At 60.2% G+C, this 26,277-nt stretch carries 22 protein-coding genes; 18 read left to right on the forward strand and 4 right to left on the reverse strand.

The annotated features are described in order from the left end of the window. Positions 1-28: 28 nt before the first annotated feature. The gene (locus PH605_RS21620; protein ID WP_078053654.1) at positions 29-994 is read right to left on the reverse strand and encodes a glycosyltransferase family 2 protein; all 966 of its coding nucleotides are present in this window, start codon (positions 992-994) and stop codon (positions 29-31) included. Between the two features lie 118 nt (positions 995-1,112). On the opposite strand from PH605_RS21620, the gene PH605_RS21625 reads away from it, so the two are divergent. The 10 genes from PH605_RS21625 to PH605_RS21670 all read left to right on the forward strand — a co-directional run bounded on the left by PH605_RS21625 (position 1,113) and on the right by PH605_RS21670 (position 13,721). Continuing rightward, positions 1,113-2,591, forward strand: coding sequence for a lipopolysaccharide biosynthesis protein (locus PH605_RS21625; RefSeq protein ID WP_142846032.1), 1,479 nt, complete (start codon positions 1,113-1,115; stop codon positions 2,589-2,591). 371 nt (positions 2,592-2,962) lie between these two features. Then, positions 2,963-4,111, forward strand: a complete 1,149-nt coding sequence (locus tag PH605_RS21630; RefSeq protein ID WP_142846031.1) for an acyltransferase family protein — start codon at positions 2,963-2,965, stop codon at positions 4,109-4,111. Positions 4,112-4,115: 4 nt separating this feature from the next. Further along, the gene (locus PH605_RS21635) at positions 4,116-4,907 is read left to right on the forward strand and encodes a glycoside hydrolase family 16 protein (RefSeq protein ID WP_065657387.1); all 792 of its coding nucleotides are present in this window, start codon (positions 4,116-4,118) and stop codon (positions 4,905-4,907) included. 61 nt (positions 4,908-4,968) lie between these two features. Continuing rightward, positions 4,969-6,150: a glycosyltransferase family 4 protein gene (locus PH605_RS21640; protein ID WP_142846030.1), complete on the forward strand. Its 1,182-nt coding sequence runs from the start codon at positions 4,969-4,971 to the stop codon at positions 6,148-6,150. Positions 6,151-6,167: 17 nt separating this feature from the next. Next, a complete protein-coding gene (locus PH605_RS21645; RefSeq protein WP_142846029.1) occupies positions 6,168-7,166 on the forward strand; it encodes a glycosyltransferase family 2 protein in 999 nt (332 codons plus the stop codon). Further along, positions 7,163-8,107: a glycosyltransferase gene (locus PH605_RS21650; protein ID WP_142846028.1), complete on the forward strand. Its 945-nt coding sequence runs from the start codon at positions 7,163-7,165 to the stop codon at positions 8,105-8,107. The genes PH605_RS21645 and PH605_RS21650 overlap by 4 nt, the downstream gene beginning before the upstream one ends. Further along, positions 8,107-9,102, forward strand: a complete 996-nt coding sequence (locus tag PH605_RS21655) for a glycosyltransferase family 2 protein (RefSeq protein ID WP_142846027.1) — start codon at positions 8,107-8,109, stop codon at positions 9,100-9,102. Before PH605_RS21650 ends, PH605_RS21655 begins: the two co-directional genes overlap by 1 nt. Positions 9,103-9,168: 66 nt before the next feature. Then, on the forward strand, positions 9,169-10,074 hold the full coding sequence (locus tag PH605_RS21660; protein WP_142846026.1) for a UTP--glucose-1-phosphate uridylyltransferase: 906 nt from the start codon (positions 9,169-9,171) through the stop codon (positions 10,072-10,074). A 108-nt stretch (positions 10,075-10,182) separates the two neighbouring features. Beyond that, positions 10,183-12,531, forward strand: coding sequence for a polysaccharide biosynthesis tyrosine autokinase (locus tag PH605_RS21665; protein ID WP_065657393.1), 2,349 nt, complete (start codon positions 10,183-10,185; stop codon positions 12,529-12,531). A gap of 245 nt (positions 12,532-12,776) precedes the next feature. Further along, positions 12,777-13,721, forward strand: coding sequence for a 2-hydroxyacid dehydrogenase (locus tag PH605_RS21670; RefSeq protein ID WP_142846025.1), 945 nt, complete (start codon positions 12,777-12,779; stop codon positions 13,719-13,721). Between the two features lie 17 nt (positions 13,722-13,738). On the opposite strand, the gene PH605_RS21675 is transcribed toward PH605_RS21670, so the two are convergent. Beyond that, positions 13,739-16,714, reverse strand: a complete 2,976-nt coding sequence (locus tag PH605_RS21675) for a hybrid sensor histidine kinase/response regulator (RefSeq protein WP_142846024.1) — start codon at positions 16,712-16,714, stop codon at positions 13,739-13,741. 364 nt (positions 16,715-17,078) lie between these two features. Here PH605_RS21675 and PH605_RS21680 point away from each other — a divergent pair, with 364 nt between their 5' ends. The 3 genes from PH605_RS21680 (at position 17,079) to PH605_RS21690 (ending at position 20,239) form a co-directional block, all read left to right on the forward strand. Continuing rightward, positions 17,079-18,077, forward strand: a complete 999-nt coding sequence (locus PH605_RS21680) for an ABC transporter substrate-binding protein (protein ID WP_065657396.1) — start codon at positions 17,079-17,081, stop codon at positions 18,075-18,077. Between the two features lie 220 nt (positions 18,078-18,297). After that, a complete protein-coding gene (locus tag PH605_RS21685) occupies positions 18,298-19,185 on the forward strand; it encodes an ABC transporter permease (protein WP_035263623.1) in 888 nt (295 codons plus the stop codon). Beyond that, positions 19,178-20,239: a quaternary amine ABC transporter ATP-binding protein gene (locus PH605_RS21690; RefSeq protein WP_065657397.1), complete on the forward strand. Its 1,062-nt coding sequence runs from the start codon at positions 19,178-19,180 to the stop codon at positions 20,237-20,239. Before PH605_RS21685 ends, PH605_RS21690 begins: the two co-directional genes overlap by 8 nt. Here the strand turns inward: PH605_RS21690 and PH605_RS21695 are convergent. After that, complete coding sequence (locus tag PH605_RS21695; protein WP_142846023.1) at positions 20,231-21,475, reverse strand: TIGR03862 family flavoprotein; 1,245 nt, start codon at positions 21,473-21,475, stop codon at positions 20,231-20,233. The genes PH605_RS21690 and PH605_RS21695 overlap by 9 nt on opposite strands. Before the next feature lie 53 nt (positions 21,476-21,528). Here PH605_RS21695 and PH605_RS21700 point away from each other — a divergent pair, with 53 nt between their 5' ends. The 3 genes from PH605_RS21700 to PH605_RS21710 all read left to right on the forward strand — a co-directional run bounded on the left by PH605_RS21700 (position 21,529) and on the right by PH605_RS21710 (position 23,559). Next, positions 21,529-22,116, forward strand: coding sequence for an IMPACT family protein (locus PH605_RS21700; protein ID WP_142846022.1), 588 nt, complete (start codon positions 21,529-21,531; stop codon positions 22,114-22,116). Between the two features lie 139 nt (positions 22,117-22,255). Beyond that, the gene (locus PH605_RS21705; RefSeq protein WP_142846021.1) at positions 22,256-22,924 is read left to right on the forward strand and encodes a pseudouridine synthase; all 669 of its coding nucleotides are present in this window, start codon (positions 22,256-22,258) and stop codon (positions 22,922-22,924) included. Positions 22,925-22,932: 8 nt separating this feature from the next. Beyond that, the gene (locus PH605_RS21710) at positions 22,933-23,559 is read left to right on the forward strand and encodes a class I SAM-dependent methyltransferase (protein WP_142846020.1); all 627 of its coding nucleotides are present in this window, start codon (positions 22,933-22,935) and stop codon (positions 23,557-23,559) included. Here the strand turns inward: PH605_RS21710 and PH605_RS21715 are convergent, their stop codons facing one another. Then, positions 23,560-23,745, reverse strand: coding sequence for a hypothetical protein (locus tag PH605_RS21715; RefSeq protein WP_003508485.1), 186 nt, complete (start codon positions 23,743-23,745; stop codon positions 23,560-23,562). It lies immediately after the preceding gene. A 184-nt stretch (positions 23,746-23,929) separates the two neighbouring features. Between PH605_RS21715 and PH605_RS21720 the strand changes: the two genes are divergently transcribed. Together PH605_RS21720 and PH605_RS21725 are read left to right on the forward strand one after the other, a co-directional pair. Further along, positions 23,930-25,156, forward strand: coding sequence for a PQQ-dependent sugar dehydrogenase (locus PH605_RS21720; RefSeq protein ID WP_065657403.1), 1,227 nt, complete (start codon positions 23,930-23,932; stop codon positions 25,154-25,156). 104 nt (positions 25,157-25,260) lie between these two features. After that, positions 25,261-26,277 carry a DNA topoisomerase IB gene (locus tag PH605_RS21725; RefSeq protein WP_065657404.1) on the forward strand — a complete coding sequence of 339 codons (1,017 nt, stop codon included), beginning with the start codon at positions 25,261-25,263 and terminating at the stop codon, positions 26,275-26,277.

Consider the following 26,277-nt stretch of genomic DNA (forward strand, 5'->3'; position numbering starts at 1 on the left):
ATATAAATTCTTGCGGGCGAGAATTCGCTCATCTGGAGCGGACGATTTTTCCAGCACCGAGCTCGAACGCGGCGCGCAGCAGTGCCGGATCGCGCATCGCCCATTTCAGGAGCAGTCCGAATTCGGGTGCCTTGCGCCGTTTCAGATTGCCCGCCTGGCTCCACAGCGCCTGTTTGCGCGCCGTGTTTTTATAGGAAGCGATGGAGGCGACATCGTCCGGCCGGCGTGAAAAACGCCCCTCCAGCGTATCGAGCGCCACCCAGGTATTGAACTGCTGGCGCAGGAATTCCGGCGAGGTATTGTCGATGCTGTGGAAGATATTGACCCCCATTCCGCGCATCGCGCCGGCGTCGTCACAGAGCAGTGTCCGCTTCGATGCGAGGATGGAATCGCAGAAAAACAGCACGTCTTCCGCCGCCAGACGAAGCGCCGGGTCAAAGCGGATTTTCTCAAAAAGAGGACGGCCGATCACCATGCAGGAGAGATGCAGGAAGCTCCAGTTGCGCAGCATCACACTTGCCAGATCCGGCAGTTCGATCAGCAGCGGCCTCTCGGAAAGCCTTGCCGCACCCTCATTCTTCTCCAGCTCGGAAATGGCGAAATGATAATAGAATTCGTCACTTGCCTGCATGGATGCCCAGTAGCACTCGCCGCCATAGGTCTGAAGCGCAAAGGCCGCATTCTGCAGATGATCGGGTGTCCAGATATCGTCGGAATCAAGAAAGGCGACATAGTCGGTGCCGTCAGGCACATTGTCCAGACCGGTGTTGCGGGCGCCACCCGGGCCGGCATTGGCCTGTTTAATGACGAGAATCCGGTCTTTCTCACCCTGCGAAAGTTCCGCAAGTTCCTGATCGATCGGGTATGGCGATTCGTCATCGACGATGACAAGATCGAAATCCTGGTAAGTCTGCGCAAAAACCGATGCGAGTGCACGTCCCAAGACACCGTGCTGCTTTTGGTAGTAGGGAATGACGACAGTAAATCTTGCCATTGTTTCGCCCCTTGCGTTGATCAAGAAGTGTCGGGCCCGATCCTAAAAGCGGCCCCGATGGTATCGGCAACTCCCAACCGGCTTTCCTCCCGCCGGCCTCCAGAAACAGGATGCTTGTATGCCCCCAGCGCCAAATGTAAAGACCATCACCACGAATGTCGGCTGGAGCGTTTTATCAAAAACAGGGACATTCGGGCTTAAATTTGTCACGGTCCCAATTCTCGCAAGACTGCTTTCCCCGGAGGAATTCGGGGTGGTGGCGGTAGGACTAACGGTTGTACAGTTTCTGACGATGATCGCCGGCGCGGGGCTGACCTCTGCCCTCATCGTCGAAAAGGAAGAGGATATGGAAACGATCCATACCGTCTTCTGGGCCAATCTCGCCATCTCCTGCACCATGGCCGCCGTCCTCTACATCTGGGCAGAATTTTTCGGCGGACTTCTGGGTGCTGTTGAAAGCGCCTATCTGCTGCGCATCATGGCATTCCTCATCCCGCTGCAGCTTGCCGGCGATGTCGCCTATTCGCTGCTGGCGCGACGGATGAATTTCAGCAAGGACGCGCTGTGGAGCATGGCGTCGGAAAGCATCGCGGCCATCGTCGCGGTCGCGCTCGCCTTCATGGGCTTCGGCGTCTGGGCGCTGATCATCCAGCTTTTTGCCGCAGCCCTCATCCGGCTTGTCGGGCTTTACGCCGTTTCCCGCTATTGCCCGCGTTTCGTCATGAAACCGCGCCGGCTGGTGCCGCTTCTCGGTTTCAGCTCGGGGTTGATGGGCTCGGAAATCGCCAATTTCGTTACCTTCCAGTCGCCTATGGTGGTCATTGCCCGACACCTGGGTCTGGCCGATGCCGGCGCCTATTCCGCCTCCAACCGCTTTGCCAGCATTCCCAATCAGGTGGTTCTGTCGGCCGTCATGGGTGTCCTGTTTCCCGCCTTCAGCCGCATGATGGACGACCCACAACGCCGGCGCGATGCGCTGATGTTCAGTACGCAGGTGCTGACCGTGCTCCTGGCGCCGATGATGTTCGGCCTCTGGGCCGTGGCGGAGCCGGCCATGCTTGTCATCTTCGGGCAGAACTGGGCCTATGCCTGGCCGGTCCTCGGTCTGCTCGCCCTGTCGAAGGCCATTCTGACGCCATGCAGCACCTTCATCCCCTATCTGAAGGGGGCAGGTTACGGCCGCGTGCTGTTCTGGTCGGCAACGATCCGCGCCATCGTCACCACCGTCGCGGTCTGGCTTGCCGCGCTTTATGGCACCCTGATCGACGCGATGGTGTGGCTCTGCATCGTCAATGCGGTAACGCTGGTCGCCTATTCATGGGCCGTCTTCAAGGCGAGCGATACGCCCTTCTTCCGAGGCCTTTATGTCAGCAGCCGGCCGATGATCGCGGCGCTGGTGATGGCCGTTGCGGTGCGTTATCTGCTTCACGTTCTGGCTGAGCGCGTTCCCAATGCCACGCTTCAGGTTCTCATCGGCGCTGCCGTCGGCGGCCTCATCTATGCGGTGCTGATCCTGCTGACAGAACGGGCGCTGCTCGGGAAAATTCTCGGAATGGTCAAATCGCGGCGCATGCGGGATGCCGCAACTCAGGGTTAGTTCAACCGCAGAAAAACGCGCCTCATTTCCGCCGTTAACCGGCCTTTTCCGCGGTGATTTCCTCACCGCGGCAGGGCGGGATGGCGGTTCTTTTTGCAGCGCAATATCACGACAAATGACAATTTCACACGCTTAGGCGATTTTTAACGATGGCGATATTTATAAAAATGCCAGTAATTTCAGATATTTGAATTTTTACAGCAACAGGAATGACCGGAACGCCAGACATTCACCCGCAAAATCTAAGCTTGTGTTTTTCCCGCGTCGCCACATTTTATCCCAAAGTCGAAACCAGACTTTCCAGTGCGGGCTTAAGTTCGCTCTGGTTGCAACGCGGCGTGGGTGGACGCCGCCCAATAGGGGTGACTGATGTGACTGTCGATCAGAACCTATCCTCCCGTATCAATTTGATGCGCATATTGCTGATCTCCGGGATCGTGTTCGTCCATGTGCCGCACGATGCCGAAACCAGCCCTTTTCTCGGCCTTTACGGTTTCTTCGACTGGCTGCGGGTTTTCCTCGGCGATGCGCTGTTTCGCATCGGCGTGCCCTGTCTCAGCGCCATTTCCGGTTATCTGCTGTTTCGCCGCGGCATGAGCGGTTTCGATTATCCGGCGACGATCCGTTCTAAGTCGAAAACCGTGCTGCTGCCCTTCCTTCTGTGGAACGGCGCGCTGTTTGCCGCGGTGCTGCTTATCCAGCTGTTCGACCTTGGCGTCGGCTATTTCCCTGATCTGTGGAATGCCAGCCCGCGGGAAATCATCAGTCACGGAACGGCGCTTGAAGAGCTGCCGGTCAACGTGCCGCTATATTTCCTGCGTGATCTCTTCGTCTGCATCCTGCTGTCGCCGGTGCTTGCCTTTCTGATGCGCCGTTTCGCGCTGCCGACGCTCGCGATCCTGCTCATCATCACCGCCATGCCTGATTTGACGATCTTCATCGTCCAGAAGAAATCCATCCTTTTCAGTTTTTCGCTCGGCATTGCACTTGCGCTGCACCGGGTCGACGTCAAGGCGCTCGATCCTTACGCCGTGCCAATCATGGCGCTGACCTTTGCCGCCTCGGCCATATTGGCGACGGGACTTTATTTCACCGGCCCGGAATTCACCTTCTGGCTCAACATGTCGCGCAATCTGCTTGCCGTTTTCGGCGCGCTCGGTTTCTGGGCGTCTTCCGCCCTGTTGATCCGCAGTCGGCTTGGCCAGCGGCTTGCCGAAACCGGCAGCCTGAGCTTCTGGATTTTCTGCGCCCATTATCCGCTGCTCGTCATCATGTGGATGGTATGGAACAAGGGCGGGCCGGATTTCTACCCCGCCTTTTATATCAGCGCGACGCTTTCCGCCTTCGTCATTCTGGTGATCAGCAATTCCCAGACCCGCAAATACCTGCCGACCGTCTATGCCGTGCTGACCGGAAGCCGCAGCGGCAAAGGCAAGACGAAGGCCGACTTTGCGGCAAAACGGGCCGCCATGATCGGCCCGCCGACATCCGAAACGCTTTATTCGCAACGACAGAGGTGAACCAATGACAACATTTGTCACCCGCGTTCAGACACGCATTCTTCTCGCCGCGGCCCTTCTGGCTGCTCCCTTTGCGACGCCGGGCCAGGCGCAGGAAGGCAATGGCGCATCCTTCATCGAGAACTTCGATTCCATGGACAGAAGCTTCTGGTACGTTTCCGACGGCTGGAACAATGGCGCGCATCAGAACTGCACCTGGTCGAAGAAACTGGCGACGGTGGAAAACGGCCAGCTGACACTCGGTTTTGAAGAAGCCAAGGCCGGCGACCGCAAATTCGCCTGCGGTGAAATCCAGACCAAGGGGCGCTATCGTTACGGCACCTATGAGGCACGCATGAAGGCTGCCACCGGCTCGGGCCTCAACTCCGCCTTCTTCACCTATATCGGCCCGACCGACAAGAAGCCGCACGATGAAATCGACTTTGAGGTGCTGGGCAGGAATACGGGCCAGGTGCAGCTAAACCAGTATATTTCCGCCAAGGGCGGCAATGAGAAGCTGGTGCCGGTGGAAGGCGGAGCCGATGCCGGCTTCAACGATTACGCCTTCGTCTGGGAGCCGCAGCGCCTGCGTTATTACGTCAACGGCAAGCTCGTCCATGAAGTGACGGATGAGACGAAAATCCCGCAAAACGCCCAGAAGATTTTCTTCAGCCTGTGGGGCACCGACACGCTGAAGGACTGGATGGGCAAGTTTTCCTATTCCGGCGCGACGCAGATGGTCGTTGATCGTTTTGCCTTCACGGCGCTCGGCGACAAATGTCAGTTCCCGGAATCCATTGCCTGCGCCCTCAACTGATTTTTTTGAACCAAACCGTCATCCGCGGCGTCTCTGACGCATGAACCAACCGGACCCTTGCATGACCCATGTTCTATATCTCGCGCATGATCTGTCGGACCCCGCGATTCGTCGGCGGGTGCTGAGCCTGCTTGCGGGTGGGGCGCGGGTGACGCTGGCGGGCTTCCGGCGCGGACAGAACCGACTGGCGGAGATCGAAGGCGTCGTACCCGTCGTGCTCGGGGAAACCGCCGACGGGCAGTTTCTGCAGCGCATGGCGGCGGTGGCTAAAGCCAGCCTCTCGCTCGGCAAAACATTGAGCGGCATCCCCGCCCCCGACGTCATTCTTGCCAGAAATCTGGAAATGCTGGCGCTGGCAAAGCGGGCCATGTCGATCTATGCCGGACAGCCGGCGCTGGTTTACGAGTGTCTCGACATTCACCGCCTGCTTCTCAACACGGGCAAGCCCGGACAGGTGCTGAATGCCGCGCAGCGTTATTTCGCACGCGACGCCAAGCTGCTGATCACCAGCTCTCCGGCCTTCATGGAGCATTATTTCAAGCCCGTGTCGGGCCTCGATCTTCCCGTCCTGCTGCAGGAAAACAAGGTGCTGGCGCTCGATGCGGCCGTTGCCGCCACGCCGCAACCACGCGCTCCCGCCCCAGGCGAACCATGGAAAATCGGCTGGTTCGGCGCGCTGCGCTGCCGCAAATCGCTGGAAATCCTTGCCGAATTTGCCCGTCGAATGGAGGGCAAGGTCGAAATCATCCTGCGCGGTCGGCCGGCCTATTCGGAATTTTCAGATTTCGACGGCTTCGTGGCCGCTGCCCCGCATGTGCATTTCCATGGGCCTTACAAAAACCCCGAAGACCTCGCCGCGATCTACAACGAGGTGCAGTTCACCTGGGCGATAGACTTTTTCGAGGAAGGCCAGAATTCCAGCTGGCTGCTGCCCAACCGGCTTTACGAGGGCTGCCTCTATGGCGCCCTGCCGATTGCGCTGGCCGGCACGGAAACCGCCCGTTTCATCGAAAAGCGCGATATTGGCTTCGTCCTGCAACATGCAGGCGCTGACGATCTTACCGCATTGTTTAACCGGATGAACCCGCAAACCTATGCGGACGCCTTCAACACCCTCGCGGCACTCGACAGGAAACAATGGCTGACGGACCGCGACGATTGCCGTCTGCTGGTGCAGCAACTGTCCTCTCTCGCCAAATCCGCTTCCGGCCATGCCCGTGAAGCGCAGTTTTCACCCGTGTAGTGCGTAGGGGGTAAATCATGGAAGGTCTTGGTCATTCCGGCATCAGAACGCTGATCGTCATTCCCTGCCTCAATGAGGCGAAGACGATCAAAGGGCTGCTTGTCAAATTCACCGGCGCGATGCAGGGGCGTCTTTTCCGCATCGTGGTTGCCGATGGCGGCAGCACGGATGGAACCCCCAATATCGTTTCCGCCTTTGCGGCGGCGGATGACCGCGTGACGCTTCTTCCCAATCCGAAGCGCATCCAGAGCGCCGGCATCAACCTTGCCGTCGCCACCTTCGGCGAGGATTTCGATTACCTCATCCGCATCGACGCCCATGGCGATTATCCCGATGATTATTGCCAGCGGCTGATCGAGGATGCCGAGCGCACAGGTGCTGATTCCGTCGTCGTCGCCATGGATACGGTCGGCCACGGCCTGTTCCAGAAGGCGACGGCCATCGCCCAGAATTCCAAGCTCGGCAATGGCGGCTCCAAGCACCGCGAAGGCGCGAAAGGCCACTGGATCGACCATGGCCACCACGCGCTGATGCGGATCGCCGCTTTCGATGCGGTGGGCGGTTATGACGAGAGCTTCAGCCATAATGAGGATGCCGAGCTGGATTTCCGCCTGCGCAAATCCGGTTTCCGCATCTGGATGACCGACAAAACCCGCATGACCTATTATCCGCGCGCCAGCGTCATGCCGCTCTTCAGGCAATATCTCGCCTATGGCCGTGGCCGGGCGAAGAACCTCCTGAAACATCGCTCGATCCCGAAAATCCGCCAGATGATCCCGCTCGCCGTGCTGCCGGTTTTCATCCTCGCGCTGCTGTCGCTTGTGCATTGGGCGGCACTTATTCCGCTCGGCCTCTGGATCGCCGCATGTGTGGGTTATGGCTTGTGGATGGCAATAGGTCAGAAAAACCCATACGGCCCGCTCGCCGCCTTTTCGGCAATGGTGATGCATCTGGCCTGGTCCACCGGCTTCTGGCTGGAACTCCTGAAATTCCGGGGAAGAAAGGCTGTCTCATGACCGACAACACCGTCACCCGCCCACATGATTCGAAAACCGTCGATATCGGCATCTGCACCTACAGACGTCCGGCGCTGGTTGCCACACTTCTGTCACTCTTCGAACTGGAGGTGCCGGAAGGCGTGAAAGTTCGGCTGATTGTTGCCGATAATGACGAGGAGCCGAGCGCCAGGGCGAGCGTCGATCGCCTGCGCGAAACAGCACCCTTCGAGATCACCTATGTGCATTGCCCGAAATCGAATATTTCGATTGCCCGCAATGCCTGCCTATCGGAATGCAAGGCGGATTATCTGGCCTTCATCGATGATGACGAGACCGCTCCGCCGAACTGGCTGGCTGCCCTTCTGGAAAAGGCCGATGAAACCGGTGCGGAAGCCGTTCTCGGCCCCGTAACGGCGGTTTACCGGGACAATGCGCCGGGCTGGATGAAACGCGGCGATTTCCACTCGACAGTTCCGGTCTGGGTCAATGGCGAGATCATCACCGGCTATACCTGCAACACATTGCTCAAGATGGATGCGCCCTCGGTGAAGGGCCGGCGCTTCGCGCTGGCGCTCGGCCAGAGCGGCGGTGAGGACACCCATTTCTTTTCGCATCTTCACGCCGCTGGCGGCCGCATCGTTTTTGCGGAAGACGCCATGCTGTCCGAACCGGTGCCGGAAAATCGCGCAAGCTTCATGTGGCTTGCCAAGCGCCGCTTCCGCTCCGGCCAGACCCATGGCCGCGTGCTGGCGGACAGGAAACCCGGTATACGCCGCGTGGTGCAGGTGCTGAAGGCAGGTTCGAAAGTGCTGTATTGCGCCGTCTTCGCCGCCTTGAACGGCTTCAACGCCGTGCGCCGCAACCGTTATGCGCTGCGTGGCGCACTGCATATGGGCTCGATGAGCGGCGCTTTCGGCGTGCGTGAAATCCGCCAGTATGGCGCGGTGGAGGCGACCTGATGGAGAACCTTGCCTCGCCGCCCGATATCAGCTTCGTCATCGCCGCCTATAATGCCGCCGATACGATTGAAGCCGCCCTTCAAAGCGCACTCGACCAGCAGGGTGTAACGCTGGAAGTGATCGTCGTCGACGACCGCTCCGCCGATGACACCATTGCGCTCGTGGAAGCTATCGCCATCATCGATCCGCGCGTCCGCCTGCTTGCTCTTGCCGAAAACCTCGGTCCGGGCGGGGCACGCAATGCCGGTATCGAAGCCGCGACCGGACGCTGGATCGCCGTGCTCGATTCCGACGATGTCATTCGCCCGGAGCGCTCCGCCTGCATGATGTGCCGGGCGGAAGCCGCCAATGCGGCGATTGCGGTCGATAATCTCGATGTGGTCTATACCGACGGCAGGCCCATGGAGACGATGTTTCCGGAAGAATTTCTGGAGGAACGGCCGGTTCTCACGCTTGAGGACTTCATTTCCTCCAACATCCTGTTCCGCGCCACCTTCAACTTCGGCTACATGAAACCGATGTTCCGGCGTGATTTCCTCAATAACGAGGGGCTGCGCTTCCGCGAGGACATCCGCATCGGCGAGGATTACATCCTGCTCGCCTCGGCGCTCGCCGCCGGCGGTCTCTGCGTCATCGAACCGAAGCCGGGTTACATCTACAATATCCGCGAAGGTTCGATTTCGCGCGTGCTCGAACTTCATCACATCGAAGCGATGATGCGGGCGGATCAGGAATTCCTGAGCCATTACACATTGCTGCCGGCCGCCATGGATGCGCAGCAGGCGAGAGCCCGCAGCCTGCGGCTGGCGCATAATTTTTTGACATTGGTGGAAAACATCAAGAGCCGCTCGGTACTCGGCGCCTTGAAGACCACGATAAGGGATCCTGCCGTGCTGGGACATTTGCGAATGCCGATTGCAGTGCGGCTGAGGAGGCTGCGGGACGCGATGTTTGCGCCCGCAGCGAATACAGGGGTGAAAAGACAGATTTCGTGAATTTACGCGTGGACGAAATCTGCGCGGGGACTGGGGACAGATCAAACCTTGATGAAGGAGAACGCGATGGACCTGAACAAAACTGTCAGAAAAGCCGTCATTCCCGTAGCTGGCAACGGCACACGGTTTTTGCCCGCCACCAAGGCGATGCCGAAGGAAATGCTGACGATCGTGGATCGTCCAGTCGTGCAATATGCCGTTGACGAGGCCATGCAGGCCGGCATCGAGCACATTATTTTCGTGACGAGCCGCAACAAGACCGCCATCGAAGACTATTTCGACAGCGCGCCGGAACTCATCAACACGCTCACCCGCTCCGGTAAGACCGTGCAAGTATTGCAGCTGGAAAAGATGCTGCCCGTTGCCGGCACCGTCAGCTATACGCGCCAGCAGGTGCCGCTCGGTCTCGGCCACGCCGTCTGGTGTGCACGCGAACTGGTGGGCAAGGAGCCTTTCGCCCTGCTGTTGCCTGATATGGTTTCCTATGGCGCACGCGGCTGCATTGCCGGGCTGATGGAACTTTACGATGAAGTCGGCGGCAATATTCTCGGTGTCGAGGAATGCCTGCCGGAAGAAGTCTCGTCCTATGGCGTCGTCGGCGTCGGCCAGAAGGTCAATCATGGCTTCGCCGTCACCGAAATGGTCGAAAAGCCGGAACCTTCCAAGGCGCCTTCGAATTATTACCTGAATGGCCGTTACATCCTGCAGCCGGAAATTTTCGATATTCTCGCCAGGCAGGAACGCGGCGCGGGCAATGAAATCCAGCTGACCGACGGTATGAAGCGGCTTGCCGAAAAGCAGTCTTTCCATGCGCAGAAATATAGCGGCCGTACTTTCGACTGCGGCAGCAAGCAGGGCTTCATCGCCGCCAACGTCGCCTTCTCGCTGCTGCGCGCGGACATGGAAGCCCAGGTTCTCGCTTCGGTGAAGGAACTGGTGGCGAACCACGAAAGCCGCGTCCAGGCGGCCTGACTTTAATCGCGCCGCCGGGGGAGGCGGCCGGCGCACCAATAACGGGAGGCGGGAAGGCGAGCATGTGTTCGGCTTCCCGCGTACCATTTTAATTCACAAGGTAGGTCCATGCACCACAAGACCTTTAAATCCAACATCGGTTTTCCGGAGTCCGGCAAGGATTCCGATACGTTCATCGACCTCGACCGCCTGTGGGCCGCCGTGGTGCGTCGCGCCAATGTCATTGCCGCTTCGGTCATCGCCGCCGTGGTTCTGGCCGGCCTTTATCTGGTGCTTGCGACCCCCGTTTACACCGCGATGACGCAGGTGCTCCTGGATGAAAGCCTTTCCCGTTATGCGGAAGAGGAATCGCCGGTGCCCGCCGCGCAGATCGTCGACAACCGCATCGCCAGCGCCGTGGAAATCTTGAAATCCAAGGAAATGGCGCTGACGGTGGTCGACAAGGCCAAGCTCGATGAGAACGACACCATCGTCAATCCGCCGATGTCGCCGGTCGAACTCGTCAAATCCTCCGTGCGCGGCATTCTCGATCTCGTCCTGCCGGGCGATCCGCCGGTCTCCGAAGCCGCAATCCGCGCCGGACGCCGCGAAAAGGCCGCCGCCGTGCTGCAGCAGTCGCTGACGGTGGAACGTGTCGGCCGCAGCTCGGTCATCGCCATTTCCACCCGCTCGACCGACCGCCAGCTCGCTGCGCAGATCGCCAAGACCTATGCGCAGGCTTATCTTACCGAACAGCTGAACGCCAATTTCGACGCCAGCGAACGCGCTTCGGTATGGTTGCAGGAACGCATGACGGACCTCAACCAGCGCGCCCAGGCGGCTGAACTGGCGGTGCAGAAATTCAAGTCGGACAACAATATCGTCTCCTCGCGCGGCGAGCTGATGTCCGAAGGCCAGCTTGCCGACCTGAACGGCCAGCTGATCGCCGCGCAGGCCGATGCCGCGACGGCCTCTGCCCGTTACAACCAGTATAAATCGATCATCGACCGGGGACCGGATGCGGCCGTCGACAATGCCGTCGTTTCGGCCCGTGACACCGATAATTCGGTCATTCAGGATCTGCGCAAACGCTACATCACCATTTCCGACCGGCAGCAGGGCATCGTCCAGCAATTCGGCGCCGACCATCCGCAGGCGGTTGCGCTGGACGCCGAGAAGAAAGAGGTTTCGCGGCAGATCTATCAGGAACTGCAGCAGCTTACCGGCAGCCTGAAGAACGAATACGACGTCACCAATTCCCGCGTGCAGTCGCTGCGCGACAATATCGACCGGGTGGCTGGCCGTAATTCCGAAGCCAACATCACCATGGTTCAGCTGCGCGAACTTGAGCAGCGGGCAACCGCGCTGCGCACCCTCTACCAGTCCTATCTCGGCCGCTTCGAGGAGGCTTCCCAGAAGCAGTCGCTGCCAATCGCCAAGGCCCGCATCATCTCCGAAGCCGGCCTGCCGACATCGCCTTCCAGCCCGAAAAAGACCATGACCATGGCGCTTTCGGTCGTTCTCGGCCTGATGCTGGGCGGCGGTATCGCAGCCCTTCTCGAATTCCGGGATCGCTTCTTCCACACCGGCAATGATGTGCGTGACAATCTGCGCATGCGTTTTCTCGGTTACCTGCCCTTCATCGGTGAACGGGGCGTGGAAAACGCCAAGCCGGGCAACAGCGCCGCCACCCCCGGCGGCGAGAATGCGACGCTTGACGAAAGCGGACAGGTCTCGTTCCAGAAAATGCTGCGCCTTGCCGTCGACAGCCCACGCTCCAGCTTTGCGGAGACGCTGCGTAACGTGAAACTGACGGCAGATGTCGTCATTCAGGAGCGCCAGTGCCGGGTCATCGGCGTCATTTCCTGCCTGCCGAACGAAGGCAAGTCGGTCGTCGCGCTCAATCTCGCCGGGCTGATCGCCTCCACCGGCAAGCGCACGCTGGTCGTGGATGCGGATATCCGCAATCCCGGCCTCAGCCGCATGCTGACGACACGGCAATCCGCCGGCCTCGTCGAAGTGGTGCTCGATGAAGTTCCATGGACGCAGGCGGTGAAGGTGGATACGCGCACGAAAATGGGCATCCTGCCGGTTTCCACCAGCAACCAGTTCGCCCATTCGAGCGAGCTGCTGTCTTCCTCCGGCATGCGCAAATTCATCGACTCCGCGCGCGAGGCCTGTGACTACATCATCGTCGACCTTGCACCCGTGGTTCCCGTCATCGACGCCAAGGCCTTTGCGCCGCAGGTGGACGGTTTCGTCTTCGTCACCGAATGGGGCAAGACGCCGATCCAGATGGTGCAGAACCTGATGGCCAACGAACCGCAGATCGCCAACAAGACGCTCGGCATCGTGCTGAACAAGACCGACATGACGGAATTGCAGCGTTATGCCGGCCCCGGCGGTTCGGAGCATTATCACGAGAAATTCTCGGCCTATTACGGCGATGCGAAGCCGCCGGTAAAGGAAGATGCGTAATGGTGAAGATTTAACAGGCCGGTTGCATCCACACTCCGTCACCCCGGCCCCGAGCCGGGGTCCAGCCAGCCCAAGTCCTTGGGCTGAAAAGAAGTCTTGACGCCGCGCAGACGCGCGGCGGCTGGATGCCGGATCTAGTCCGGCATGACGGAAGAATCACAAATTCCCCCATTCCACCCATGGCATTGCCCCCTGAAATTGCGCATTTATGGCATGAAGCTAAAATCGCAAGCAGGATCAGTCCCATGCCATCACCCATCGCCTTTGTTTCACGGATGAATGCGGAAACGGAAGCCGTCTGGAAAGAGGCGCTGCGCGCCGCAATGCCCCAGGAGGAAATCCTTTCCTTTTCCGAATTGACGGGCGAACAGCGCCGGGCAGTGGATTTCGCCATCGTCGCCAATCCCGATCCGGCCGATATCGCGGCACTTCCGGGCCTCAAATGGATCCACAGCCTGTGGGCGGGTGTCGAGCGACTGGTGCTGGAACTGGGCGATAAGGCACCCCCCATCGTTCGGCTGAAGGACCCGGAGCTTTCCCGCGTGATGGCCGAAGCCGTGCTGGCATGGACCTATTATCTGCAGCGCGACATGCCCGCCTATCGCGAAAACCAAAAAAAGGCGCTCTGGCAGGAGCTGGACTATCGCCACCCCGGCGAGATGACCGTCGGTCTCCTCGGCCTCGGAGCCCTCGGCACGGCTGCGGCGGAGCGCCTCATCCATGCCGGTTTCAACGTTGCAGGCTGGAGCCGTTCGGCCAAGGTGATAGAGGGCGTGGAAACGCTGACCGGCGATGCCGGGCTGCAGGCATTGCTGGAAAAGAGCGACATTCTCGTCTGCCTCGTGCCCCTTACCGATGCGACGCGCGGTCTTCTTGATGCCACCCGTCTCGCCGCAATGAAACAGGGCGCGGCACTCATCAATTTCGCCCGCGGCGCGGTCATCGTCGCCGATGACCTGATTGCGGCGCTTGATTCCTGCAGGCTTTCGCACGCTGTTCTCGATGTCTTCGAGCAGGAGCCGCTGCCCGCCGCTTCCGCCTTCTGGCAGCATCCCAAAGTTACGGTCCTGCCGCATATTTCCGCGCCGACAAGCCGGGAAAGTTCGGCCCGGATCGTGGCCGGCAATGTTCGCACATGGCGGGAAACGGGCGGGCTGCCGGAGACGGTCGACATGGCCCGCGGTTACTGAACCGGCGGCAAGGCGGCCTATTCGGCCGCCACCGACTTGCCCGTGTGGGCCTGTTCAACGGCGGAGACGATCTGCTGTTCGTCGTAAGGTTTGGTCAAGAGAACCGCGCTTGCCGGCGCTCCTTCCGGCAAATGGCTGTCGCCCGTCGCAAACACAATGGCAATCCCCGGCTTGCGGCGCAGGGCCTCCACCGCCAGTTGGCCGCCCTTCATGTCGGGCAGGCCGATATCGGTGACGAGAACGTCGATCTGATCCGCTTCGATAGCTTTCAGCGCCTGCGCCGCATTTCCGGCCTCCACGACGGCAAAGCCGCTCTCCGACAGCATCTCCGTCGAATTCATCCGGATCAACTCGTCATCCTCGACCAGAAGAACGCGTATGGACCGGTTTTGATTTTCGACCGCCCTGACCGGCTCGGAAAGCTTGGAAGAACCCGGAGCCGATGTCGGCCGCGCTCTCGACAGCGAAACCTGCTTGCGGTTGGCGATGACGTGGCGAATGCGCCGCGCCAGCGCTTCGCGCGTATAGGGTTTGGAGAGAAGCTCCACCCCGGCATCCAGCTTGCCGCCATGCACGATGGAGTTTTCGGTGTAACCCGAGGTGAAGAGAACGGCGAGATTGGGCAGCCGTTCCTGCGCGCGGCGCGCCATTTCCCGGCTTTTCAACGGTCCAGGCATCACCACGTCAGTGAAGATGACATCGATCGGAATGCCGCTTTCCACCACCGTCAAACCGGCCTGTGCATCGCGGGCGGTCAGCACGCGGTAGCCGAGATCGCTCAAGGTCTCGACGACGGTGTTGCGCACTTCCTCGTCATCTTCCACCACAAGAATGGTTTCCGTGCCGCCCTCCACGGGGCCGGTCGGCATCACCACTTCCCTGTCCTCATCGGCGGCGGAGCGCGGCAGATACATCTTCACCGTCGTTCCCTGCCCCACCTCGCTATAGATGTTGACGTGGCCGCTGGACTGTTTCGCGAAACCATAAACCATCGAAAGCCCGAGACCGGTGCCCTTGCCTTCCGGTTTGGTCGAGAAGAACGGCTCGAAGACCTTTTCGAGAATCTCCGGCGACATGCCAGAGCCGGTATCGGTGACGGCGAGCATCACATATTGCCCCGCCGAAACTTCCGAGTGCTTGCGGGCATAATCGCGGTCGAGAACCGCATTTCCGACCTCGATGGTCAGCTTGCCCTGCCCTTCCATGGCGTCGCGCGCATTGATGGCCAGATTGAGAAGAGCATTCTCCACCTGGTTGGGGTCGGCATAGGTGTTCCAGAGACCGCCCGAGGTGATGACCTCCACCTCGATCGCCTCGCCAAGCGAGCGGCGAAGCAGATCGTCCATACCGGTCACGAAACGGGCGATGTTGATGACACGCGGCTCCAGCGCCTGGCGGCGGCCGAAGGCCAGAAGCTGGCTGGCCAGCTTTGCGCCGCGATGAACGCCGGCAAGCGCGTTTTCCAGCCGCCGCTCCGCACGTTCATTGCCCATCACATCCTTTGACAGCAATTGCAGATTGCCGGCGATCACCTGCAGCAGATTGTTGAAATCATGCGCCACGCCGCCGGTGAGCTGGCCGATGGATTCCATTTTCTGCGCCTGCTGTAGCGCCTTTTCGGTCTGGCGACGCTCGGCCATTTCCGCCTCGACACGCGCCTCAAGGCTCTCGTTCAATTGCCGAAGCTGCTCTTCCGCCCGGATGCGGTGGCGAATTTCGCGCTCCAGATTGCTCGCATGTTCCTTGAGGGTATTTTCGGCCCGCCGCTGTTCGGTGACATCCGTATGGACACCGACCCATTCGGCAATGGCGCCGGCCTTGTCGAAAATCGGCACGCCACGGATCGCGAAAGTGCGGTAGACGCCGTCATGGCGGCGCACCCGATGTTCCCAGATATAGGTCGACTTTTCCGCGACCGCTTTGTTCCAGCTGTCGACAGACCCCTGCCTGTCGTCGGGATGAACCGCTTCCGCCCAGCCAAACCCCTGATATTCTTCCGGAGTCTGACCCGTCAAAGCGCTCCAGGCGGGTTGCTCGCCCAGCATCATTCCTTCGGCGCTGTTGGTCCACAGCACGCCGTGCACGGCATCCACCGCAGCGCGGAAGCGATTGTTGCTGATGAGAATTTCCCGCTCCGAGCGCTTGCGCTCCTCGATATCGATGATCAGCACATAGATGCCGTCGATGGAGCCATCGGCAATGTAACGCGGAACATAGCGGATTTCGGCGGCGCGCGTGCTGCCGTCCGGTCTGCTGATCACGGTATCCGAAACGATCTTTTCGCCGCCGAGTGCGCGGTCGAGATAGGCCCTGCGGGCCTCGAAAAACGCCTCGCCGACGATTTCGGGAACGCTGCGGCCGATCACTTCTTCGGCGCGGCGGCCGAACCATTCCAGATAGCCGTCATTGGCGAATTTATAAACGTAATCACGGTCGACATATCCGACCAGAATGGGCAGGGCATTGGTAAGCCGGCTCAGTTCCTCGCGGCTCTGTTCCAGCGCCTCCACGGCCTTCACCTTGTCGGTATTTTCAAGCACGGTGCATAAAACGCCGTCTACCGTGCCGCCCTCATTGTAGATCGGCGTGTAGAACAGATCGAAGATCACCTCTTCCGGCAGGCCATGCCGCATCAGCGTCATCGGCTGGTCGCGATAGGCCATGACCTCACCGCGAAAACCGGCTTCGAGAATGCGGCTGTTCCAGTCCCATATTTCCGGCCAGATGCCGGGCACGGTTCCGCCCAGCGCCTGCGGGTGATAATTGCCGGCGATCTCCGCATAGCCGTCATTATAGATCATCACATGATCCCTGCCCCACATCAGCACCTGCGGAATGGGGGAATTGACGACGGAATTGGCTTTCTGCCTCAGATTTTGCGGCCAGTCGCAAATAGGACCGAGCGATGTCTTCGACCAGTCGAAGCGGCGCACAAGCTCACCCGTTTGACCGCCACCGATCGGCCATACCGGCGCAGCAACAAGATTGGTCATTCAACATCACCACAAAAACCGAGAGAAAATCTCCCGTAATACAGAACAGGATAAAAGTCCAAGAAAACAAAAACTTCCGCTTATTGTTCCCACGCTTTTCAGAAAATTGAAAAAGTTCCATCGCGGCGTAAATGTCGCAAGGCGAATGCTAAACCATCAAACATTTCAGGACCTTCGTGCCAAAAATTTCTCTAATATATCCCTGCGACCCCGCCTTCGTTTGACAATTGGCATCCTCAATACGCCAGAAATTGCCGCAAACGGGATGGCGACAAAGGAATTATTAAGCCTCAATAAGGGCGCTGGCGGTCGCGGTGCCGTCAGCGCCCGGGTCTTCGCCACACCGCGACCAGAGGGAACAACAATGAAAATACTTTTGGGTGCCACAATTCTTTCCGCCGGCTTCGCCTTTTCAGGCGGTGCGGCCTATGCCGCCGACTGTGGAAACGTGACGATCGCCAGCATGAACTGGCAATCCGCCGAAGTCGCCGCCAATCTGGACAAGCTCATTCTCGAAAAGGGCTACGGATGCTCCGCCGAAATCGTCACCGGCGACACTGTGCCGACTTTGACCTCCATGGCCGAAAAAGGCCAGCCGGATATCGCGCCTGAGGCATGGGTCAGCCTGCAGCCGGAAATCGTCAAGCAGGGGCTGGAGGGCGGCAAGGTCGTTGCGGCCGCCAAGATCCTCTCGGATGGCGCGGTCCAGGGCTGGTGGATTCCGAAATATGTCGCCGACGCCAATCCCGATCTCAAGACCATTCCTGATCTCTTCAAACATCCCGAACTCTTCCCCTCGCCCGAAGACAAGTCCAAGGGCGCCGTGTTCAACGGCCCGCAGGGCTGGGGCGGCACTGTCGTCACCGCACAGCTCTTCAAGGCTTTCGGCGGTGAAAAGGCCGGCTTCACCCTCGTCGACACCGGCTCCGCCGCAGGTCTCGACGGTTCCATCGCCAAGGCTTATGAAGCCAAGCAGCCATGGGTCGGTTATTATTGGGCGCCCACCTCGCTGCTCGGCAAATACGAGATGGTAAAGCTCGAATTCGGAACGGACTATGATGCGGCCGAATGGAAGCGCTGCACATCCGTCGCCGACTGCGCGGACCCCAAGCCGAACGCATGGCAGGTGGACGACGTGCAGACGCTGGTCAGCAAGTCCTTTGCCGATCGTGCCGGCCCCGCCATGGACTATCTCAACAAACGCGCATGGACCAACGCGACCGTCAACAAGCTGATCGCCTGGATGACGGATAATCAGGCGACCGGTGAAGACGGCGCCAAGCACTTTCTGAAGGAAAACGAAGCGCTGTGGACGGGCTGGGTATCTCCTGACGTCGCGGAAAAGATAAAGGCCGCCCTTTAAAAGCCGGCCCCTGCATATCTGCCCGGCAAACGGCGTCCGCCAGCGGCGACGCCGCGCCCGCATCGGGCCTGGAATGCCTCCCGGCTTTCCGGTGGCGATGCGCCGGTTCAACAGAGCGTTCCGGCCTGCATCCTGACGGATGCGCGGCGCTCTGACGATTTTACTCCCGGAGCGCGGAGGATATCGATCCCCGCCTCCGGTTCGTCATGGAGAACAGGATATGGAATGGCTTTTCAAATTTCCGACCATGAATGACGATGCTCTGCGCGCGCTGAAAAAAGTCATCGACGAGGGGTTCCGGGCTTTCACCCGAACCTATGGCGGCGCAATCGAGGGGTTGTTTACCCCCCTTCAGAGCTTCCTCATCTGGGCGGAAAGGCTTTTGATCGGCGCACCCTGGCCGGTCGTTATTCTTATTGTCGGCGCGCTTGCCTGGTTCGGCAGCCGCAGCGCCACCATTGTTTCGCTCTGTTGCGGCATTCTCTTCGCCATCGGCTGGTTCGGCATGTGGGAAGACACGATGAAGACGGTCTCGATGATCTTCGTCTGCGCCGTGCTGTCCATCGTCGTCGGCCTGCCCATCGGCATCGCCATGGCGCGCTCCAACCGCCTGCAGAGCGTGGTCAATCCCGTTCTCGACGTGATGCAGACGATGCCGAGTTTCGTCTATCTCATTCCTGTCGTCATGCTGCTCGGCATCGGCCGCGTGCCCGGCGTCATCGCCGTCGTCATCTACGCCATTCCGCCGATGATCCGGCTTACCAATCTCGGCATCCGCATGGTCGACCGCGACGTGCTGGAGGCTGCCGATGCCTTCGGCTCTTCGAAGCGCCAGAAGCTTTTCAAGGTGCAGCTGCCGCTTGCCCTTCCCACCATCATGGCCGGCATCAACCAGACCATCATGATGGCGCTCGCCATGGTCGTCATCGCCTCCATGATCGGCGTTCAGGGCCTCGGTCAGCCGGTGCTGAAGGCCATTGCCAACCAGTATTTCACGCTCGGCGTGTTTAACGGGCTTGCCATCGTCGGCATCGCCATCATCTTCGACCGCATCAGCCAGGCCTATGGCCTTCGACTGCAAAAACACCGGGAAGTGGCGCATGGCTAGTCAATCGATCGAAATTCGCAGCCTCTACAAGATTTTCGGCCCCAAGGCGGGAGACTATGTCGAACCCGTTAAGGCCGGCATGTCCAAGTCCGATCTCAACGCCAAACATGGCCATGTGCTCGGCCTGCGCGATATCAACATCACCATGCCGGGCGGGCAGATCACCGTTATCATGGGCCTTTCCGGCTCGGGCAAATCGACGCTGATCCGCCACGTCAACCGGCTGATCGACCCGACCGCCGGCGAAATCCTCTATGGCGGCACGGACGTGTGTCGCCTCAACGAAGCGGATCTGCTGGAATTCCGCCGCCACAAGACAGCGATGGTGTTCCAAAAATTCGGGCTGCTGCCGCACCGCAACGTGCTGCAAAACGTCGTCTATGGCCTCGAGGTGCAGGGCGTCGACAAACGCGAGCGCGAAGAAAGGGCAGAGGTCTGGATCAGGCGCGTGGGGCTGGAAGGTTTCTCCAACCATTATCCCAACCAGCTCTCAGGCGGCATGCAGCAGCGTGTTGGTCTGGCGCGGGCGCTGACCAACAATGCCGAAATCCTGTTGATGGACGAGGCCTATTCGGCGCTCGATCCGCTCATTCGCGTCGATATGCAGACGGTGCTGCTGGAACTGCAGAAGGAACTGAAAAAAACCGTGGTCTTCATCACCCACGATCTCGATGAGGCCCTGCGGCTGGGCGACAAGATCGCCATTCTGCGCGACGGCGAAATCATCCAGCAGGGGACGGCGGCCGAAATCGTCATGTCGCCCGCCGACAGCTATATCGAAGCCTTCGTGGAAGAGGTCAATCGCGGCCGCGTCATTCGCCTTGGCGCCGTGGTGCAGCCGGAATTTGCCGGCCAGTCCCGCCTTCAGCTCGATGCGGATATGACGGTTGAAGAGGGCCTGCGCGCCCTCGTCCGGGAAAATGTCAGCAGCGCCACAGTCGTCGGGGAAAACGGCAAATCGCTCGGCGCCGTCACCACCGATGCCATCATGCGCTGCCTCGTCAGAACCGCACATGGTGAGGAAGCAGGCACAGCTGAACGTTTGTCAGGCTGAGCCTTCAAGCCACGCGGCCATGCCCTGTGCGGCGGCCTTGCCGGTTGCGAAACAGGCGGTCAAGAGATAACCGCCGGTCGGCGCTTCCCAATCCAGCATTTCCCCGGCAGCAAATATGCCGGGGAGCTTTTCCAGCATGTAGTTCTCATCAAGGTCGCTCCACGCGATACCGCCGGCGGACGAAATTGCCTCGGCAATCGGTCTCGTCCGCAAAAGCGGTATCTCCGCATGTTTTATTCTCGCGGCGACGAACTCATCCGGCATGGCCGCGATATCGGGAAAGATTTCCCGCAGAAGCCCGACCTTCACCGCCGATAAGCCGGCCGCCTTGCGCATGCGGTTTGCAAAGCTCTCTTTCCGTCCGAGTTTCGCCAGATCGCGGCTGAGGCGTTCCACCGTACGTCCCGGCGCAAGATCGATTGCGAGCGACACTTTGCCCGCCTCTTCCAGCCGGTCGCGCAGCGCGGCGGAATGGGCATAGATCACGCTGCCCTCAATACCATGCTTCGTGATCACGAATTCGCCCTGAAAGGCTCCGGCCGGCGAAATGGTGATGGTGGATTTCACCGCTTCACCGGCAAAACGCGCGCGGAAGATATCGCTCCAGTCAACGTCGAAACCGCAATTGGCGGGGCGGAACGGGGAAAGCGCCACGCCTTTCTCCGCCAGCGCCGGAACCCATGCGGCATCGGAGCCGAGACGCGGCCAGCTTGCGCCGCCGAGCGCCAGAAGAACGGCATCGGCCTTGATGGTGATCTCGCCCTCCGGTGTCGCGAAAACCAGATGCTCACTGGAAAAACCCATCCAGCGATGTCGCGTCCTGATGGTCACCCCCTGCGCCTCCAGCCGGGCAAGCCATGCCCGCAGCAGCGGCGAGGCCTTCATGACGGTGGGAAAGACCCGGCCCGAGGTGCCGACGAACGTTTCCTGCCCCAGCCCCTGCGCCCAGTCGCGCAGCATGTCCGGCGTAAAATCATCGAGAGCGGCGCGCAGCCTCGGTTCCGCATCGCCGAACCGGTGACGGAAGCTGTCGTAATCTTCGGCATGGGTGATGTTGAGGCCGGATTTTCCGGCCATCAACAATTTACGCGCCACGGTCGGCATCGTCTCCAACACCGTCACGGCATTGCCTGCGGCCGAAAGCATCTCGGCCGCCATCAGCCCCGCCGGTCCGCCGCCGATAATCGCGACCTGCCTCGCCTCGCTCAAAACACTCTCCATCGCCATCTTCGCCATTGCGAGCCTTATACCGATTTCCGCATGCGAATATATGCGATATTGAAACGCCCATGTTCACGCTCGACCGCCCCGTCACCTTTTCGCAGGATATCAAGAAAAGCCGCTTCATCGCCTTTGCCGCGCCGGTGGCGGGCGAAGAGGACGCGAAAAACTTTCTTGCGGCGCATTCCGATCCCGACGCGAACCATAATTGCTGGGCATGGCGAAGCGGCCAGACCTATCGCTTCAGCGATGACGGCGAGCCTTCGGGCACGGCCGGGAAACCGATCCTTCAGGCCATAGACGGTCAGGCGCTGGACAATGTCGCCGTTCTCGTCATCCGCTGGTTCGGCGGCATTCTCCTCGGCAGCGGCGGCCTGATGCGCGCCTATGGCGGCACGGCGGCCGCCTGCCTGCGGCTTGGCGAAACCTCGCCGGTCATCGCCTATGTCAGCGCGACGCTCAGTTGCCCCTTCTCCGATCTGGCGCTGGTGAAATCGCGCCTTTCCGCCACACAGAACCTGCGGGTGGAAAGGGAGGATTTCACCGGCACCGGCGCGGATATGCTGCTTTCGGTCCCGGCGGAGGAAGCCGAACGGCTCACCCGGCTTTTAAGCGACCTGACCAGCGGTCGCGTCAATTTGCATATTCCCGACTAGAGTTTTTTCGCTTTTCTTCGGAGCGCGAAAACACTCTAACTCTTTGTTTTGGCGCATTTCCGGACGGAAACCGGGGTCCACTTTTCCTGGAAATGCCCTAGCGCCTGTCCGAACGCGCAATTCGTGCTAAGGAAGCGACATGTCTACAGAGCTTTCCAACCCTGTCTATCATCCGCCACTCGACCCCTGGCTCACCATCGTGCACCACGACGACGATCTGCTGGTGCTGGATAAGCCAAGCGGGCTTTTATCGGTACCGGGGCGCGATCCGGCGCTTTCGGACAGCCTGATGACGCGGGTGCAGAAACAGTTCCCGAAAGCGCTGATGATCAACCGGCTGGACAAGGACACCTCCGGCATCGTGCTGATGTCCCTGAACCGCAAGGCGCATGCGGCGATTGCGTCGCAGTTTGAAAACCGCCAGACGCGCAAATCCTATATCGCCATTGTCTGGGGAGAGGTTGCCGGAGACGCGGGAGAAGTGGACCTGCCGCTCGCCATCGATCCCGAAAACAAGCCACGCCACCGGGTCGACCACGAGAACGGCAAGCCGGCGCAGAGCCTTTGGCGGGTGCTGGAACGATTGCCGCTTCCGGCAACGCGACTGGCGCTAAACCCGCTTACCGGCCGCACCCACCAATTGCGGGTGCATATGAAGGCGCTCGGCCATCCGATCCTCGGCGATGAATTTTACGCCGAAGGCGAAGCGCTCGCCGCCGCGCCGCGCCTGATGCTGCATGCACAGGAGGTCGGGTTCCGCCATCCCGATGGCCGTGACGTCACCTATACCGTACCCTGCCCCTTCTGAGGTCCAAAATGAAGGAACAAAACGAAAGCTTCGTGGTGGATTTTGTCGGCGGTGCGGTCGGGCACCGTTTCCGTTCCGGCGAAGGGCGCGGGCAGGCCCTGCCGAAAGCCGCGGGTTTCACCAAAGGCCGCACGCCAAAAATCGTCGATGCCACGGCCGGGCTCGGGCGGGATGCCTTTCTGCTTGCCTCACTCGGCGCGGAAGTGACCCTCATCGAACGCTCGCCGGACATGCATGCGCACCTCGCCGATGGCATTCGCCGTGCGCTGGAGGCGGGCGGCGCCTACGCCGAGGCGGCGGCGCGCATGACGCTGCTTCACGGAGATTCACGCCAGTTGCTGAAAGAGCTTTCACCTGAGGTGGTGATTGTCGACCCCATGCACCCACCGCGCCACAATACGGCGCTGGTGAAAAAGGAGATGCGGGTGCTCAGAGAACTGGTTGGCTCCGACCCGGATCAGGTGGAGTTGATGGAGGCTGCACTGGAGAATGCGACGAAACGGGTGGTTCTGAAATGGCCGCTCCGCGCCGAGCCGATGCCGGGCATTCGCAAGCCTTCGCATCAGATAATGGGTAAGAACACCCGTTATGATGTCTTCATGATCTTCGGGAAATCTCTCGACCCGGAGGAATGATCAGCGGAAGCTCGGCTTGCGCTGCGCATTCATCAAAAGCTCGTGCCGCGAGGCGAACTCGCCAAACAGCTTTCTGAGCCGGGTTTCCTCGGCCTTGTCCAGCCGGTAACGCCGGCAGAATTCCGCAACGTTGAGAATCGGCTTGGTTCTGTTCCCGTCAATGGTCTTGTTGTCGATGATCTGCATGGCGCCCTCCGTATAACAGAGCCCAAACGTCGCTTGCGCCTTGCGGTTCCTTATGAATTCGCATGGATGAGAAAAGAGCGTGCCGCCTGCACACGGAGTGATCAAGTTTTCTTGAAACTATCGCAGGAAACGAAATCCTCCCCAAATGGTTCTCCGCCTGATGTAAACGATGGAAGGGAGACCCATGTTCCAAACCAACCGATTTCTGAGTTCGACGATCCTGTGTGCGCTGCTCGCCGTGCCGCTCGCCGGTGTTGCGCAGGCCCAGGCCCCGGCCGCCGAAACGAAACGGCCGAATGCGCCGGATCAGAAACCGGCCTTTGAGGGTCAGACCCGCGCGCCGCAGGCCGCCACCCAGCCAAGCGTCGAAAAAACCGTGATCGCGGACGGCCTGCCGCATCTGTGGTCGATGGAGTTTCTGCCCGATGGCCGCATGATCGTCGCGGCCAAGGAAGGCGCGATGCATATCGTCACCGACGGCAAGGCCGGCCCGGCGATCGCGGGCGTGCCTGAGGTGGCATCCGACGGACAGGGCGGCCTTCTCGACATCGCGCTGGCTCCGGATTTCGAAACATCGCGCACCATCTTCTTCTCCTTTTCCGAACCGCGCGATGGCGGCAACGGCACTTCGGTGGCCTCGGCGAAACTGACCGAGGAGGGCGGCGCGGCAAAGCTGGACAATGTCTCGGTGATTTTCCGCCAGATGCCGACCTATGACGGCGACAAACATTTCGGCTCCCGCCTCGTTTTCGGGCCGAACAACGAGCTTTACGTCACCGTCGGAGAACGTTCGGATTCAAAGCCGCGCGTGCAGGCGCAGGACCTGTCGAGCGGGCTTGGCAAGGTCTTCCGCATCGATACGCAGGGCAAGGCCTTTGAAGGCAATCCCTTCGCCAGCCAGCAGAATGCCCTCCCCGAAATCTGGAGCTATGGCCACCGCAACCTGCAGGCTGCGACACTGGATGGTGAGGGCAGGCTCTGGACGGTGGAGCACGGGCCGAAGGGCGGCGATGAGCTGAACCTGCCGAAAGCCGGCCTGAACTACGGTTGGCCGGTCATCACCTATGGCGTCGAATATAGCGGAAGGTCGGTTGGCGAAGGCGTTACCGCAAAGGAAGGCATGGAACAGCCGGTCTATTATTGGGACCCGGTGATCGGCCCCTCCGGCATGGCCTATTATGACGGCGACCAGATTCCCGAATGGAAGGGCGCCTTCATCGTGGGCGGTCTGGTGAGCCAGGGGCTCGTCATCCTGCATATCGATGGCGACAGGGTTGCCACCGAAAGCCGGCTGCCGCTGGAAGCGCGCATTCGCGACGTGAAGGTCGGTCCGGATGGCGCGATCTATGCCGTGACCGAAGAGCGCGGCGGCGGGAACTCGCAGATTCTGCGGATCGCCAAGGCCGGCTGATTAAAAAGACCGGCTGAGAAAACTCACGACTGGAACGACAGGCCGCCGGAACGAAGGTGGCCTGTTTTTCGTTTGCCGCAGCGTGAAACCTGCCGGAAAAAACCATGCCACAACCGCCCACCCGCCTTCTTGCCAAAATCGGACTTGCCTATGTTAACGATCAGGAGCCGGGTATTTCCCGCGAAAAACGCGGACGCGGTTTCTGTTACCGCCTTCCGGGCGGCGAACTTCTCTCCGACAGCGTCGAACTGAAGCGCATCAAGGCGCTCGGCGTGCCGCCCGCCTATAAAGACGTCTGGATATGCATCGATCCATCAGGGCATCTGCAGGCTACGGGTTTCGATGCCCGCGGGCGAAAACAGTATCGGTATCATCCCGACTGGCATGCGCTCCGGGGTGAGACGAAATTCTTCCAGCTCAAAAGCTTCGGCAAGGCGCTGCCCGCCATTCGCCGCCGCGCAATCGCCGATATCGAAAAACAGGATCATGGGCAGGAAATGACGCTCGCAGCACTCACGCTGCTGCTCGATGCCGCCTATCTGCGCGTCGGCAACCGCTCCTATCTCGAAACCAACGGCACCTATGGCGCAACGACATTGCTCAAGCGACACGTCTCTTTCGGTGAAACCATCGAGCTGCGGTTTGCCGCCAAGGGCGGACAGAAGGTGAAACGGCAATTGCGCCACCCTCGCCTTCAGAAAATCCTTGAGGAAATCGCCGATCTGCCCGGCAAGGAACTCTTCGTCTGGCAGGACAGTGAAAACCGGGTGCATTCGGTCGATTCCAGCGATCTCAACGCTTATCTCTCCCGTATCGGCGGTCAGGGTATTTCAGCCAAGACCTTCCGCACATGGGGCGGAACGCTCGCCGCCTTCTGCAACGCGATGGAACATGTGGCGGCGGGTGAAAAACCGAGCATAAAAGGCATGTGCCAGGCAGCAGCGGCGGAGCTTTCCAACACGCCCGCCATCTGCCGCAAGAGCTATGTGCACCCGGCCGTCCTCGATATCGCCACGGAAGAGAAAGCGCAGAAAAAGCTTGGCCGTATCCTGAAGGTCGGGGCAAAGCCCGTCTCCGGCCTCAGGGCGGATGAAAGACGGCTGCTTGCCTTCCTGCCCTGA

Source organism: Agrobacterium sp. CFBP 3001, assembly GCF_027871605.1.
In the GTDB taxonomy this organism is placed as follows: domain Bacteria; phylum Pseudomonadota; class Alphaproteobacteria; order Rhizobiales; family Rhizobiaceae; genus Agrobacterium; species Agrobacterium leguminum.